The organism is Variovorax durovernensis, assembly GCF_977011995.1.
This window is the reverse complement of sequence record NZ_CDRNCW010000001.1, coordinates 5,906,046-5,920,040: the sequence shown is the minus strand read 5'-3', so window position 1 is coordinate 5,920,040 and position 13,995 is coordinate 5,906,046. Positions and strand designations below refer to the sequence as shown.

Annotated in this window: 14 protein-coding genes; 12 read left to right on the top strand and 2 right to left on the bottom strand. The window is 67.4% G+C overall.

The genetic code is table 11. The features are described from left to right. Positions 1-2: 2 nt before the first annotated feature. From ACWV14_RS28045 to ACWV14_RS28010, 8 genes are all read left to right on the top strand, one after another. Positions 3-419, top strand: a complete 417-nt coding sequence (locus ACWV14_RS28045; RefSeq protein WP_454904838.1) for an endonuclease domain-containing protein — start codon at positions 3-5, stop codon at positions 417-419. Beyond that, positions 416-1,624: an acetyl-CoA C-acyltransferase gene (locus tag ACWV14_RS28040; RefSeq protein ID WP_454904836.1), complete on the top strand. Its 1,209-nt coding sequence runs from the start codon at positions 416-418 to the stop codon at positions 1,622-1,624. The genes ACWV14_RS28045 and ACWV14_RS28040 overlap by 4 nt, the downstream gene beginning before the upstream one ends. A gap of 128 nt (positions 1,625-1,752) precedes the next feature. After that, complete coding sequence (locus ACWV14_RS28035) at positions 1,753-1,902, top strand: hypothetical protein (RefSeq protein WP_454904834.1); 150 nt, start codon at positions 1,753-1,755, stop codon at positions 1,900-1,902. A 29-nt stretch (positions 1,903-1,931) separates the two neighbouring features. Continuing rightward, the gene (locus ACWV14_RS28030) at positions 1,932-2,768 is read left to right on the top strand and encodes an acyl-CoA thioesterase (RefSeq protein ID WP_454906101.1); all 837 of its coding nucleotides are present in this window, start codon (positions 1,932-1,934) and stop codon (positions 2,766-2,768) included. Positions 2,769-2,774: 6 nt separating this feature from the next. Next, entirely contained in the window at positions 2,775-3,524 is a 750-nt protein-coding gene (locus ACWV14_RS28025) for an SDR family oxidoreductase (protein ID WP_454904832.1), read from the top strand. A gap of 124 nt (positions 3,525-3,648) precedes the next feature. Beyond that, positions 3,649-4,245, top strand: a complete 597-nt coding sequence (locus ACWV14_RS28020; RefSeq protein WP_454904830.1) for a DsbA family protein — start codon at positions 3,649-3,651, stop codon at positions 4,243-4,245. Between the two features lie 34 nt (positions 4,246-4,279). After that, positions 4,280-5,044 carry an enoyl-CoA hydratase gene (locus tag ACWV14_RS28015; RefSeq protein WP_422088357.1) on the top strand — a complete coding sequence of 255 codons (765 nt, stop codon included), beginning with the start codon at positions 4,280-4,282 and terminating at the stop codon, positions 5,042-5,044. Between the two features lie 174 nt (positions 5,045-5,218). Next, positions 5,219-6,334 carry an ABC transporter substrate-binding protein gene (locus ACWV14_RS28010; RefSeq protein WP_454906099.1) on the top strand — a complete coding sequence of 372 codons (1,116 nt, stop codon included), beginning with the start codon at positions 5,219-5,221 and terminating at the stop codon, positions 6,332-6,334. 10 nt (positions 6,335-6,344) lie between these two features. Here the strand turns inward: ACWV14_RS28010 and ACWV14_RS28005 are convergent, their stop codons facing one another. After that, complete coding sequence (locus tag ACWV14_RS28005) at positions 6,345-6,770, bottom strand: acyl-CoA thioesterase (RefSeq protein ID WP_093057333.1); 426 nt, start codon at positions 6,768-6,770, stop codon at positions 6,345-6,347. Between the two features lie 41 nt (positions 6,771-6,811). Between ACWV14_RS28005 and ACWV14_RS28000 the strand changes: the two genes are divergently transcribed. Both ACWV14_RS28000 and ACWV14_RS27995 read left to right on the top strand, forming a co-directional pair. Continuing rightward, complete coding sequence (locus ACWV14_RS28000) at positions 6,812-8,653, top strand: ABCB family ABC transporter ATP-binding protein/permease (RefSeq protein ID WP_454904827.1); 1,842 nt, start codon at positions 6,812-6,814, stop codon at positions 8,651-8,653. A 42-nt stretch (positions 8,654-8,695) separates the two neighbouring features. Further along, a complete protein-coding gene (locus tag ACWV14_RS27995) occupies positions 8,696-9,634 on the top strand; it encodes a 2-hydroxyacid dehydrogenase (RefSeq protein WP_454904825.1) in 939 nt (312 codons plus the stop codon). 108 nt (positions 9,635-9,742) lie between these two features. Here the strand turns inward: ACWV14_RS27995 and ACWV14_RS27990 are convergent, their stop codons facing one another. After that, positions 9,743-11,179, bottom strand: coding sequence for an amidase (locus ACWV14_RS27990; protein ID WP_454904823.1), 1,437 nt, complete (start codon positions 11,177-11,179; stop codon positions 9,743-9,745). Between the two features lie 61 nt (positions 11,180-11,240). Here ACWV14_RS27990 and ACWV14_RS27985 point away from each other — a divergent pair, with 61 nt between their 5' ends. Both ACWV14_RS27985 and ACWV14_RS27980 read left to right on the top strand, forming a co-directional pair. Continuing rightward, on the top strand, positions 11,241-12,227 hold the full coding sequence (locus ACWV14_RS27985; RefSeq protein WP_454904821.1) for a LysR substrate-binding domain-containing protein: 987 nt from the start codon (positions 11,241-11,243) through the stop codon (positions 12,225-12,227). A 175-nt stretch (positions 12,228-12,402) separates the two neighbouring features. After that, positions 12,403-13,869, top strand: a complete 1,467-nt coding sequence (locus tag ACWV14_RS27980; RefSeq protein ID WP_454904819.1) for an aspartate ammonia-lyase — start codon at positions 12,403-12,405, stop codon at positions 13,867-13,869. The last annotated feature ends 126 nt before the right edge of the window (positions 13,870-13,995 follow it).

Here is a 13,995-nt window from a genome sequence, read left to right as displayed (position 1 = left end):
CTATGCAAAACCAATCGACTCCCAACGCGCAACAGAATGCTCGCACCCTGCGGCGCGAGATGACCGACTCCGAGCGCAAGCTCTGGAGCGGTTTGCGCGGTGAGCAACTGGGCATGAAGTTTCGTCGCCAGCATCCGATCGGAAACTACATCGCCGACTTTGCATGCCTTGACCCCAGGTTGATCGTCGAACTCGACGGATCGCAGCATCAGGCGCAAGAAGGCTACGACGCACGACGCGACGCTTTCCTGCGTGCTCAGGGATTCGAGGTACTGCGCTTCGGATCGAATGATCCGTTTGTCAATTTTGAAGGGGTGTTGCAGGCCATCGTCAATCGACTGGATGAATTGACTGCCGCTTGCCCCCATCCCAACCTTCCCCCAGAGGGGGAAGGAGCCAAATCCAGGAGCTATCCATGAAACAAGTCCAAGACGCCTACATCGTCTCCGCCACCCGCACCCCCATCGGCAAGTCGCACCGAGGCTATTTCCGCAACTACCGCCCCGACGACCTGCTGGCCACCACGCTGCGTGCCGCATTGGCCGCCGTGCCCAGCCTCGACCCCAAGGCCATCGAAGACATCATCTGCGGCTGCGCCATTCCCGAATCGCAGCAGGGCCTGAATGTCGCGCGCATCGGCGCGGTGCTGGCGGGCCTGCCGACCAGCGTCGGCGGTATCACTGTCAACCGCTTCTGCGCATCGGGCCTGTCGGCCGTGCAGATGGCGGCCGACCGCATCCGCGTCGGTGAAGCCGACGTGATGATCGCCGCCGGCGTCGAGAGCATGAGCATGGTGCCGATGATGGGCAACTCGCCCTCGCTGTCGCCTTCGATCTTCGAGCCCGCATTCGACGTACAGGGCGACGTGGGCATCGCCTACGGCATGGGCCTCACCGCCGAGAAGGTCGCGCAGCAGTGGAAGGTGAGCCGCGAGGCGCAGGACGAGTTCGCGCTCGCCTCGCACCAGAAGGCACTGGCCGCGCAGAAGGCCGGCAAGTTCGCCGATGAGATCACGCCCATCGAAGTGACCGACCGCACGCCCAACCTGGAGACCGGCGAGTCGATCGCGAAGACGCGCACCGTCAACCTCGACGAAGGCGCGCGCCCCGACACCAGCATCGAAGGCCTCGCCAAGCTGCGCACCGTGTTCGCCGCGCGCGGCACGGTCACGGCCGGCAACAGCTCGCAGACCTCGGATGGCGCCGGCGCGCTGATCCTGGCGAGCGAAAAGGCCGTGAAGCAGTACGGCCTCACGCCGCTCGCGCGTTTCGTGAGCTTTGCCAGCAAGGGCGTGCCGCCGCACATCATGGGCATCGGCCCCATCGAAGCGATTCCGGCCGCGCTGCGCTATGCGGGCCTGAAGCACGAGGACATCGACTGGTTCGAGCTCAATGAAGCCTTTGCCGCGCAGTCGCTCGCAGTCATCAACACGCTGGGGCTCGATCCGTCGAAGGTCAACCCGATGGGCGGCGCGATTGCGCTGGGCCATCCGCTCGGTGCAACGGGCGCCATCCGCTCGGCCACGGTGGTGCACGCGCTGCGCCGCGAGAACCTGAAGTACGGCATGGTCACGATGTGCGTGGGCATGGGGCAGGGCGCCGCAGGCATCTTCGAAAGGGTTTGAGCAAACCCCCAGGCTTCGCGCACCTCGTGTCGCTGCGCCAACCCCTTGCAGGGGCAACACCTGCGGCCCGGCAAACCCGGTTCCGCGGTGTTCCGCGAATAGACGGTGACCGTTCTGGAGAAACGAGCATGCAACAGGAAGTTCTGAAGGTCGACGGCGGCGCGCAGCAACTCGCGGTGCGCCGCTGCGAGCCCGCCGGCGCGCCGCGCGTCATCATGCACCGGCTCGCATCGCGTACTGCAGTGCAGCACACCGGCGTCCCGCACACGACTGCGTGAGCGCACCCACCGGAGGCACACTGCCGATCATGACGACGAGCATGCACCCCTTCGACAAAGCCCTGACGATCCACCACAGCGACATCCGCGTGGGGCATTTCACCGGCACGACCAGCCCCGACTACTGGAACATGGTCGGACCCTTCGGCGGCACTACCGCGGCCCTGGTGCTGCAGTCGGTGATGCAGCACCCCGACGTGCTCGGCACGCCCATTGCGCTCACCGTCAACTACGCCGCCGCGCTCGAAGCCGGCGCGTTCGACATCCAGGCCACGGCCGTGCGCACCAACCGCTCGACACAGCATTGGACGGTGCAGATCACGCAGCCCGGCCCCGGCGGCACGCCCAACATGACGACCACCGCCACCGTGGTCACGGCCGCGCGCCGCGACACCTGGGGCGAGGGCGACATGCCGATGCCCGAGGCACCGAGGCCCGAGACCGTCGACCGCATGAGCATCGGCCCTTCCGGCGTTGCCTGGATCAACCAGTACGAGATGCGCCCCTTCAGCGGCGGCATTCCTTCGAAGTGGGACGGCAGCCTGCATCACAGCGAAACCCGCATCTGGCTGCGCGACGCACAACCGCGCCCGCTCGACTTTGCCTCGCTCGCAGCGATGAGCGACATGTTCTATCCGCGTGTGTGGCTGCGCCGAGCGAAGCATGTGCCGGCGGGCACCGTGTCGATCACCACCTACTTCCACGTCGGTCCGTCGGAGCTTGCCGAAGTCGGCACGGGCTACCTGCTGGGCCGCGCGGCGGGGCAGCAGTTCTTCAACGGCTTCTTCGACCAGACGGCGCATCTGTGGAGCGAGAAGGGCGTGCTGCTGGCCACCTCGAACCAGATCGTCTACTACAAGGAATAAAGAGACATGACCGCCTTGCATAAAGCCGCTCTCATCGTCGGCGCCGGCGACGCCACCGGCGGTGCCATCGCACGCCGCTTCGCGCGCGAAGGCTTCGCCACCTGCGTCACCCGGCGCAGCCTCGACAAGCTGCAGCCGCTGGTCGCGCAGATCGAGGCCGACGGCGGCCGCGCCCATGCCTTTGCCTGCGATGCGCGCAAGGAGGAAGAAGTGGTCGCGCTCGTCGAGCAGATCGAATCGACCGTCGGGCCGATCGAGGTGATGGTGTTCAACATCGGCGCCAACGTGCCCGAGAGCATCCTCAACGAGACCGCGCGCAAGTACTTCAAGGTGTGGGAGATGGCCTGCTTCTCGGGCTTCCTGAACGGGCGCGAAGTGGCGAAGCGGATGGTGGCGCGCGAGATGCCCAAGGGAGGCCATCGCGGCACGATCATCTTCACCGGCGCGACGGCCTCGCTGCGCGGCGCGGCCAACTTCGGTGCCTTCTCGGGCGCCAAGATGGCGCTGCGCGCGCTGGCCCAGTCGATGGCGCGCGAACTGGGCCCTCAGGGCATTCACGTGGCGCACGTGGTGGTCGACGGCGCCATCGACACCGAGTTCATCCGCAGCAATTTTCCCGAGCGCTATGCGCTGAAGGAAAGCGACGGCATCCTGAATCCTGACCACATTGCCGACAGCTACTGGATGCTCCATTCGCAGCCGCGCGATGCGTGGACGCACGAACTCGATCTGCGTCCTTGGTCGGAGAAGTTCTGAAAATGAAGCGTTGCCGTTCGGGGCTTGCTCACGCCGACGGGGGACATTCGCGGAGGGGAGTACCCAGTGGCCTGTGCAAGCACCCCGAACAGCAGCCCCTGAAGCACAAGCAAAGGAGACACGCATGAAGAAATCAGTCGACTTCTATTTCGACTTCGGCAGCCCCGCCGCCTACCTCGCCGCGACGCAGCTGCCGCACATCTGCGCCGACACCGGTGCCGAGCTGGTGTGGAAACCCATGCTGCTCGGTGGCGTGTTCCAGGCCACCGGCAACCATTCGCCGGCCGAGATCAAGCCCAAGGGTCCGTACATGACGACCGACCTGAAGCGCTTCGCCAGGCGCTACGACGTGCCATTCGCGCATAACCCGCACTTCCCGATCAACACGCTGCTGCTGATGCGCGGCGCCACCGGCATCCAGATGAAGGAGCCGGCGCGCTTCGGCGCCTACGTCGATGCGGTCTACCACGCCATGTGGGTCGAGCCGGAGAACCTCAATGACCCGGCAACCGTCGGCGCCGTCTTGCAAAATGCGGGCTTCGACGCTGCGGGCCTGCTCGCGCTGGCCGGCGCGCAGGAAACCAAGGACCGCCTGAAGGCCGTCACGCAGGAAGCGGTGGAACGCGGCGTTTTCGGCGCACCCACCATGTTCGTCGGCGACGAAATGTTCTGGGGCCAGGACCGGCTCGATTTCGTACGCGAAGCACTTGCCGCCGCCTGAGGGCGGCACCACCCGTTCCATTCAAGGATTTTTTATGAGCGACATCCTCGTCCACACCGAAGCCGGTGTGATGACCATTACCTTCAACCGCGTCGACAAGAAGAACTCGATCACCAGCAGCATGTACGCCGAACTGGCCGACGCGCTGGCCACCGCCGAGAGCGAAGCCACCGTGCGCTGCGTGCTGATCCAGGGCGACCCGACGATCTTCAGCGCGGGCAACGACATCGGCGACTTCCTCAACGGCCCGCCGTCGACGCAGGAGTCGCCGGTGTTCCGCTTCCTGCGCGGCATCGCCACCTTCCCCAAGCCCATCGTCGCCTCGGTTTGCGGCCCGGCCGTGGGCATCGGCACCACGATGCTGTTCCATTGCGACCTGGTCTACGCGGGCGACAACGCGGCTTTCTCGATGCCCTTCGTGAACCTGGGCCTGTGCCCCGAGGCGGCGTCGAGCCTGCTGGTGCCGCAGATGCTGGGCTACCACCGCGCCGCCGAGGCGCTGCTGCTGGGCGAACCCTTCATGGCCGAGGCCGCGCTCGAAGTGGGCCTGGTCAACCGGGTGGTGCCGCCGACCGAGGCCAACGGCATCGCGCAGATGCAGGCCCGCAAGCTCGCGGCCAAGCCGCTGAGCGCGCTGATCGAGACCAAGCGCCTGCTGAAGAAGGGCCAGATGCCCGCCGTGCTCGAGCGCATGGGCGAGGAGGGCGCGAGCTTCGGGCGCATGCTGCGCGAGCCGGCGGCGCGCGAGGCCTTCGGTGCCTTCATGGAGAAGCGCAAGCCCGATTTCTCGAAGGTCTGACCTGCTTTCCGGACTTGCGCGCTTACACTGTCCGGCGTGCAAATCCCAGGGGTCAGAACTCTCGCAACGCCCGGCCAGCGGGCGAATGACGCTACTGAAAAAGTAGCATTCCAGCCGGTGCGCCGGCGTACTTTGGGTTTGCTTGCGGGCGCACTGGCTGCGCCCGCGCTGGTCATGGCGCGGGTGCGGCCGCTGCGCATCGGCGTCGTCGGCTCGTGGTCCGGGCCCTATGCGGGCGGCGGGCGCCAGTTCGATGCGGGCATGGCCGTCTGGCTGGCTGCGCACAACCATCACATCGCGGGCCGGCCGGTCGAGCTGCTGCGGCGCGACGTGCCTGGCAGCGCGCCCGACCAGGCGCGGCGCCACGCGCAGGACCTCGTGGAAAGCGAACAGGTCGACCTGCTGAGCGGGCTCGACTTCAGTTCCAACGCCTACGCGGTGGGCGCTGTCGCCACGCAGGCCAGGGTGCCCCTCATCGTGATGAACGCCGCGTCCTCGGGCATCACGTCGCGCTGCCCGTTCGCGGTGCGGGTGTCGTTCACCATCGCCCAGGTCACGCTGCCGCTGGCGCGATGGGCGCTCCAGCAGGGGCTGCGCGACGTGTGCACGGTGGTGGCCGACTACGCCTCGGGCGTCGATGCCGAGAGCGCCTTCGTCTCGGGCTTCACCGCGGGCGGCGGGCGGGTCGGCGCGATGCTGCGGGTGCCGCTGGCCACGCTCGACTACTCGGCCTACATGCTGCGGCTGCGCGAGCTCAAGCCGCAAGCGGTGTTCTTCTTCCTGCCCTCGGGGCAGATGCCGGCCACCTTCCTGAAGTTCTGGCGCGACCGCGGCATGGCCGACACCGGCATCCGCCTGCTGGCCACGGGCGATGCCACCGACGACCACTACCTCGAAGGCATCGGCGAGCTGGCCGATGGCCTGGTCACCAGCCATCACTATTCGTTCGCGCACGAGTCGCCGGCCAACCGCCGCTTCACGGGCGTCTTCGAGACGGAGTACGGCAGCCACCTGCGGCCGGGCTATTTCGCCGTGGCGGCCCACGATGCGCTCGCGGCCGTGGATGCGGCAATGAGCTCGCCCGCCGCGCGCGGCAATGCGGGCGGGGAGCGGCTGGTGGATGCTTTTCGCGGCCTCAGGCTGGACAGCCCGCGCGGGCCGGTCGAGATCGATGCCCATACGCGGGACATCGTGCAGACCGTGTACATCCGCCGGGTGGAGCGCCGCGACGGGCGCTGGATCAATCGCGAGTTCGAGCGCTTCGAGCGGGTGCGCGACCCGGGCGTGTGAGCCTGCCCGATCAGGGCTGTTGTTCGATGGGGCGCGGGCGGCCGTTGTCGTCGATGGCCACGTAGGTGAAGGTCGCCTGCGTCACCTTGATGTACTCGCCCTGCGCCCGGAAGCGCTCGGCAAACACCTCGACCGTTACCGTGACCGAAGTGCGCCCGATGCGCACCAGCTTGGAATAGAACGAGAGGATGTCGCCCAGCCGCACCGGCTGCTTGAAGATGAATTCGTTCACTGCCACCGTGGCCTGGCGGCCCTTGGCGTAGCGCGCCGGGATCACCGAGCCGGCCAGGTCGCACTGCGCCATGACCCAGCCGCCGAAGATGTCGCCGTTGGCATTGCAGTCGGCCGGCATCGGAATGACCTTGAGCACCAGCTCCATGTCGGTGGGCAGGCTCTTGAGGATGGCGGCAGCGGCAGCGCTGGAAGTATCTGACATGGGCACAATCTGGAACAAACAAGCAACCACGATTGTCTCCCATGCGCCGCAGCGGCGAAGCCCTTCCCCCCTCCCACCCCGTCTCCGGCCACCCGCCGGAGCGCAGCGACCGTTCCGACTGGGCGACGCTGCGCCGCCTGTTTCCCTACCTCTGGCAGTACAAGTGGCGGGTGGCCGCCGCGCTGGCCTTCATGGTGGGTGCCAAGGTGGCCAACGTCGGCGTGCCGGTGCTGCTGAAGAACCTGGTCGACACGATGACGCCGAAGCCGGGTGCTCCCGACATGGCCCAGGCGCTGCTCATCGTGCCCATCGGGCTGCTGCTGGCCTACGGGCTGCTGCGCTTCTCGACCTCGCTGTTCGGCGAGCTGCGCGAGCTGATCTTCGCCAAGGCCACCGAGGGCACGGCACGGCAGATCGCGCTGGAGGTGTTCCGCCACCTGCATGCGCTGAGCCTGCGCTTTCACCTGGAGCGCCAGACCGGCGGCATGACGCGCGACATCGAGCGCGGCACGCGCGGCGTGCATTCGCTCATCTCGATGTCGCTCTACAGCATCGTGCCGACCATCATCGAGCTGGTGCTGGTGCTCACCATCCTGGGCGTGAAGTTCGATTCGCTGTTCGTCTGGATCACGGCGGCGGCGCTGGTGCTGTACATCGCCTTCACCGTGACGGTGACCGAGTGGCGCACGCAGTTCCGCAAGACCATGAACGAGCTCGACTCCGTGGCGCAGAGCCGCGCGGTCGATTCGCTGCTGAACTACGAAACCGTCAAGTACTTCAACAACGAAGACTTCGAGGCCGGCCGCTACGACGCCAGCCTCGACCGCTACCGCAAGGCCGCCATCAAGAGCCAGCGCACGCTGAGCATGCTCAACACCGGGCAGCAACTGCTGATTGCAGTGAGCCTGGTGCTGATGCTGTGGCGCGCCACCTCGGGCGTGGTCGAAGGGCGCATGACGCTGGGCGACCTGGTGATGGTCAACGCCTTCATGATCCAGCTCTACATTCCGCTGAACTTCCTGGGCGTGATCTACCGCGAGATCAAGCAGAGCCTGACCGACCTCGACAAGATGTTCGTGCTGATGGAAAAGGAGCGCGAGGTGCGCGACGTGCCCGGTGCGCAGCCGCTGGCCGGTGCCGACGCCACCGTGCGCTTCGAGGACGTGAGCTTTGCCTACGAGCCCGCGCGGCCCATCCTCAAGCACGTGAGCTTCGAGATCCCGGCCGGCAAGACGGTGGCGGTGGTCGGGCCGTCGGGTTCGGGCAAGTCCACGCTCGCGCGGCTCTTGTACCGTTTCTACGACGTGCAGCAGGGGCGCATCACCATCGGCGGGGAAGACATCCGCGAAGTGACGCAGTCGAGCGTGCGCCGCGCCATCGGCATCGTGCCGCAGGACACCGTGCTGTTCAACGACACGGTCGAATACAACATCGCCTACGGCCGCCCGGGGGCGAGCCGAGAAGAAGTGGAAGCCGCCGCGCGCGCCGCGCGCATCCACGACTTCATCTCGGCCACGCCCAAGGGCTACGACACGACCGTGGGCGAGCGCGGCCTGAAGCTTTCGGGTGGCGAGAAGCAGCGCGTGGCCATCGCGCGCACCCTGCTGAAGAACCCGCCCATCGTGATCTTCGACGAGGCCACATCGGCGCTCGACTCGGCCAACGAACGCGCCATCCAGTCGGAACTCAAGAGCGCCGCGCAGGACAAGACCACGCTGGTCATCGCGCACCGCCTGTCGACGGTGGTCGATTCGCACGAGATCCTGGTGCTTGAAAGCGGCGTGATCGTCGAGCGCGGCACGCATGCCGAACTGCTCGCGAAGCAGGGCCGCTACGCGCAGATGTGGGCTTTGCAGAAGAGCGAAGCAACACCGCTGATGTAGCGCGATCATCCATTTCTTTTTATCGATCTCAGGAGTTCAGACGTGTCGACCAAGATTCCCCTGCTGGTGCTCAACAGCCTCTCGAGCGCCCACCAGGCCCAGATCGGCGAGGTCTACGACGTGACCTACGCCTTCGGCGCGGCCCAGCGCGCGGCCGCCATCGCCGAGCACGGCAAGAAATTCCGCGCGGTGCTGACCATCGGCGTCATCGGCATCACGCCCGAGGAAATCGCGGCCCTGCCCGCGGTGGAGCTGATCTGCTGCCTGGGCGCGGGCTACGAAGGCGTGCCGCTCGAGGTAACGCGAGCGCGCGGCATCGTGACGGCCAACGGCGCCGGCACCAACGACGACTGCGTGGCCGACCACGCCTTCGGCCTGCTGATCGGCATCGTGCGCGAGTTCCGCAAGCTCGACCGGCTGTGCCGCGAAGGCGTGTGGCGCGAAGCCATTCCGCAGCCGCCGAACGTGTCGGGCAAGAAGCTGGGCATCCTTGGGTTGGGCACCATCGGCCAGAAGATCGCCAAGCGGGCGGCGGCCTTCGACATGGAGGTCGGCTATCACAACCGCAAGCCGCGCGAAGGCGCGACACAGCGCTACTTCGACGACCTGAAGTCGCTGGCGGCATGGGCAGACTTCCTGGTGCTGGCCGCGCCGGGCGGGCCGGCAACGAAGCACCTGGTCAATGCCGAAGTGCTCGACGCGCTGGGGTCGCAGGGCTACCTGGTGAGCATCGGCCGCGGCAGCGTGGTCGACACCGAGGCGCTGGCCGCGGCGCTGCGCGAGAACCGCATTGCCGGAGCTGGCCTCGACGTGTACGAGAGCGAGCCGAAGCGGCCGGAGCAGCTGATCGGCCTGGACAACGTGCTGCTGACGCCGCACATGGCCGGATGGTCGCCCGAGGCGACGCAGAAGTCGGTCGATCATTTCCTTGCGAATGCCGAAGGGCACTTCGCGGGGCGCGGCGTTCTTACGCCCGTCTGATGTCTTGCTCCTTCCCCCTCTGGGGGAAGGTTGGGATGGGGGCGGGCAGGGCGCTCGCAATGAGCGCCGCTTGCCCCCACCCCCGCCCTCCCCCAGAGGGGGAGGGAGTCAAGCCAATACCGGCGGGCGGTGTGCGCCCCAGCCGCAGGCCAGGTCATAGGCATGCCCCAGCCGCAGCACATCGAGATCCGAATGGATCGGCCCGGCGAGCTGAATGCCCATCGGCAAGCCACCTTCCCCGAAGCCGGCTCGCACATTCAGCGTCGGCAGCCCCGCCAGCGTGAACGGCGTGACGATCTCCATCCACCGGTGGTACGTGTCGCTCTTCACGCCGCCCACCTCGGCCGGCCAGTGCAGCTCGGCATCGAATGGAAACACCTGCGCCGTCGGCGCCAGCACGAAATCGAAGCGCTCGAACAGCTTGAGAAACGCGCGGTACACGTTCGAGCGGTAATTCGAGGCCTGGTACAGCGAGGCCGCGTCCAGGTGCCGGCTCTGCTCTATTTCCCATTGCGCCTCGGGCTTGAGCTGCGCGAACAGCTTCGGGTCGCTCAGGTAGGCGCCCAGCTTGCCGCCCACCAGCAGTTGCCGCAGCCAGGCACTCCAGTTGTGCTCGCGCGGCACGTCGAGCGTGCAGGGCTCGACTTCGCAGCCGATGTCGCGGAAGGTGCCGAGCGCCTTTTCGCCGAGCTCGCGCACGCCGGGCGCCAGCGGCAGGTCGGGCCAGATGCTGCCCAGCCAGCCGATGCGCAGGCCCTTGCCGTCGCCGTCGAGCTGCAGCGCGTCGGGCGAGGGCAGGGCGTGCGGCGACGACAGCGGCACCCGGCCGTCGAAGCCCGACTGCACCGCCAGCAGCCGCGCCGCGTCTTCCACGGTGCGCGCCATCGGGCCTTCGATGCCCAGTTGCTGGAAGAACAGCTCCTGCTCGGGGTCGCCGGGCACGCGTCCGCGCGACGGCCGCATGCCGATCACGTTGTTGAAGGCGGCCGGGTTGCGCAGCGAGCCCATCATGTCGCTGCCGTCGGCCACGGGCACCATGCCCAGGGCCAGCGCCACGGCCGCGCCGCCGCTGCTGCCGCCCGCGCTGCGCTCGGGCGCGTAGGCGTTGCGCGTGATGCCGAACACCGGGTTGTAGGTGTGCGAGCCGAGCCCGAACTCGGGCGTGTTGGTCTTGCCGATGACGATGGCGCCGGCCGCCCTGGCGCGGGCCACGTGCAGGCTGTCGGTGCGCGCCGGCGAGCGCGGCGACAGCGGCGAGCCCATCGAGGTCGGCAGCCCGGTGGCGTGGCTCAGGTCTTTCACCGCGAGCGGAAAGCCGTGCATCCAGCCGCGCCGTTCGCCGCGCGCCAGCTCGGCATCGCGCTCGTCGGCCTCGGCCAGCGACTGCGCCGGATCGCGCAGCGACACGATGGCGTTGAAGCGCGGATTCAGCGCCTCGATGCGCGCCAGCGAGGCGGCCATCACCTCGCGGCAGGACACGTCGCGCGCGGCGATGCGGCGGGAGAGTTCGGTGGCGCTGAGTTCGAGCAGGTCGGCTGGAGGCATGGCGAGTGCGGGAAAAGGAGGGGGCGCCCAGTATGGCGCGGCGCTCGCATAATCGCCGCGTATGGAAACAAAGTGGCTCGAAGACTTCATCAGCCTGGCTGAGACCCGCAGCTTCAGCCGTTCGGCCCAGTTGAGGCATGTAACCCAGCCGGCGTTCTCGCGCCGCATCCAGGCGCTCGAAGGCTGGGCCGGCACCGACCTGGTCGACCGCAGCTCGTACCCGACGCGCCTCACGCCCGCAGGCCAGACGCTCTACAGCCAGGCCATCGAGATGCTGCAGTCATTGCAGAGCACGCGCGCCATGCTGCGCGGCCACTCGGCCGCCGGGCAGGACGTGATCGAGTTCGCGGTGCCGCACACGCTGGCCTTCACCTTCTTCCCGGCCTGGGTCACGTCGCTGCGCGAGCACTTCGGCCCCATGAAGAGCCGGCTGATCGCGCTCAACGTACATGACGCGGTGCTGCGGCTGGTCGAGGGCAGCTGCGACCTGCTGATCGCCTACCACCACCCGTCGCAGCCGCTGCAGCTCGACGCCAACAAGTACGAGATGGTCAGCCTGGGCGAGGAAACCGTCGCCCCCTGGGTCAAGGCCGATGCCGACGGCGCGCCGCGCTACCGGCTGCCGGGCCGCCCGGGCCAGCCGCTGCCGTACCTGGGCTATGCGCCGGGCGCCTACCTGGGTCGCGTCGTCGACCAGCTGCTGAAGGAGTCGGGCACGGCCATCCACCTCGACCGCGTCTATGAAACCGACATGGCCGAAGGCCTGAAGGTGATGGCGCTCGAGGGCCACGGCATTGCCTTCCTGCCGCAGAGCGCGGTGCGCAAGGAGATCAAGGCGCGCAAGCTGGTGAGCGCGCTGCCGCCTGAGATCGACAGCCTCGAGGCGACGATGGAAATCCGCGCCTACCGCGAGCGGCCGAGCGCGCCGGCGCCGGTCAAGGGCGCTTCCGGCCGCGCCGCCAAGGCGTCGTCGCTCGACAGCCTGCAGCCCAAGGGCACGGCCGATGCGCTGTGGTCTTACCTGGTCGGCACCCAGCCGCCGCGCTGACAGAGTTTTTGTGCACCGCACAATCTATAAATGACGCGCATGAACCGCCCCGCAAACGGCATTGGCACGGCGGGGCGCGGGCCACTACAGTCGCGGCAGTTTTTTAACGCCGCTGTCACAAGCAACCTTTCCGGCACGCGCCACACGCGTGCTTTTTTTTAGCCGAGGAACCTGTATGAGCACCAATTTCAGGACCGAACACGACTTCCTCGGCGAGAAGCAGATTCCCGCCGCCGCCTACTGGGGCGTGCACACGGCGAGGGCGGTCGAGAACTTCGCCATCTCCGGCACCCGCATCTCGGCCATGCCCGACCTGGTGCGCGCGCTGGCCTACGTGAAGAAGGCCGCCACCCGCGCCAATGCCGACCTCGGCGCCATCGACCGCGACCGCGCCGCCGCCATCATCCTGGCCTGCGAGGACATCATCGACGGCAAGCTGCTCGACGAGTTCGTGGTCGACGTCATCCAGGGCGGCGCGGGCACCTCGACCAACATGAACGCCAACGAGGTCATCTGCAACCTCGCGCTGGAAAAGCTGGGCCACGAGAAGGCGCGCTACGACGTGCTGCACCCGAACGACCACGTCAACGCCTCGCAGAGCACCAACGACGTGTACCCCACGGCCGTGCGGCTGGCGCTGTGGTTCGCCATCGGCAGGCTGCTGGAGTCGATGGCTTCGCTGCGCCGCGCCTTCGAGGCCAAGGCGCTCGAATTCAAGGACATCCTCAAGATCGGCCGCACCCAGCTGCAGGACGCGGTGCCCATGACGCTGGGCCAGGAGTTCCTGACCTACGCCATCATGATCGGGGAAGACGAGGAGCGGCTCGGCGAGGCGCGCGCCCTGATCGAGGAAATCAACCTCGGCGCCACCGCCATCGGCACCGGCATCAACGCGCCGCACGGCTATGCCAACCTCGCATGCCAGTACCTGGCCGAGCAGACCGGCGTGCCGCTCAAGCAGGCAGCCAACCTCATCGAAGCCACGCAGGACACGGGCGCCTTCGTGCAGCTGTCGGGCGTGCTCAAGCGCGTGGCCACCAAGCTCAGCAAGACCTGCAACGACCTGCGCCTGCTCTCCAGCGGCCCGCAGGCCGGTTTCGGCGAGATCCGGCTGCCGGCGCGGCAGGCGGGCTCGTCGATCATGCCGGGCAAGGTCAACCCGGTGATCCCGGAAGTGATGAACCAGGTGGCCTTCGAGGTCATCGGCAACGACATCACGGTCACCATGGCCTCGGAAGCGGGCCAGCTGCAGCTCAACGCCTTCGAGCCGATCATGGGCTGGAGCCTTTTCAAGAGCATCCAGCACCTGAGCCGCGCCTGCAACACCCTGCAGAAGAACTGCGTCGAGGGCATCGAGGCCAACCGGGAGTTCCTTGCCAAGCGGGTGCGCGAGTCGGTCACGCTGGTCACGGCGCTCAATCCGCTCATCGGCTACGAGAAGGCCGCGCTCATCGCCAAGACCGCGCTCGCCACCGGCGGGCCGATCGACCTGGTGGCCGAGTCGCTGGGCATCATGACCCGCGCCGAAATGGAGGCGCTGCTCGTGCCGGAGAATCTCACCCAGCCGGTCCGCCTCACGGCCGCACCGGTTCCAGCCGCCGCCGAGCCGTCGGGCCAGGCTTCGGGCACAAAGGCTGCTTAGTGAAAGTCGGACAATGCCAGGAGGCAGGATCGCACCAGGCTGGCGCCCCCATGCGCACTAGCGGTGCAGCGTGTAACCGAACGCACCGGGTTGGTCCGGGTATCACGCAAAATGTGAATGTCTAGA

Coding starts and splice junctions, on each gene's coding strand:
- ACWV14_RS28005 (WP_093057333.1), bottom strand. CDS start 6,770: ATGTCAGATACTTCCAGCGCTGCCGCTGCCGCCATCCTCAAGAGCCTG.
- ACWV14_RS27980 (WP_454904819.1), top strand. CDS start 12,403: ATGAGCACCAATTTCAGGACCGAACACGACTTCCTCGGCGAGAAGCAG.
- ACWV14_RS28000 (WP_454904827.1), top strand. CDS start 6,812: ATGCGCCGCAGCGGCGAAGCCCTTCCCCCCTCCCACCCCGTCTCCGGC.
- ACWV14_RS28035 (WP_454904834.1), top strand. CDS start 1,753: ATGCAACAGGAAGTTCTGAAGGTCGACGGCGGCGCGCAGCAACTCGCG.
- ACWV14_RS28040 (WP_454904836.1), top strand. CDS start 416: ATGAAACAAGTCCAAGACGCCTACATCGTCTCCGCCACCCGCACCCCC.
- ACWV14_RS28010 (WP_454906099.1), top strand. CDS start 5,219: ATGGCGCGGGTGCGGCCGCTGCGCATCGGCGTCGTCGGCTCGTGGTCC.
- ACWV14_RS27985 (WP_454904821.1), top strand. CDS start 11,241: ATGGAAACAAAGTGGCTCGAAGACTTCATCAGCCTGGCTGAGACCCGC.
- ACWV14_RS28020 (WP_454904830.1), top strand. CDS start 3,649: ATGAAGAAATCAGTCGACTTCTATTTCGACTTCGGCAGCCCCGCCGCC.
- ACWV14_RS28030 (WP_454906101.1), top strand. CDS start 1,932: ATGACGACGAGCATGCACCCCTTCGACAAAGCCCTGACGATCCACCAC.
- ACWV14_RS28045 (WP_454904838.1), top strand. CDS start 3: ATGCAAAACCAATCGACTCCCAACGCGCAACAGAATGCTCGCACCCTG.
- ACWV14_RS28025 (WP_454904832.1), top strand. CDS start 2,775: ATGACCGCCTTGCATAAAGCCGCTCTCATCGTCGGCGCCGGCGACGCC.
- ACWV14_RS28015 (WP_422088357.1), top strand. CDS start 4,280: ATGAGCGACATCCTCGTCCACACCGAAGCCGGTGTGATGACCATTACC.
- ACWV14_RS27990 (WP_454904823.1), bottom strand. CDS start 11,179: ATGCCTCCAGCCGACCTGCTCGAACTCAGCGCCACCGAACTCTCCCGC.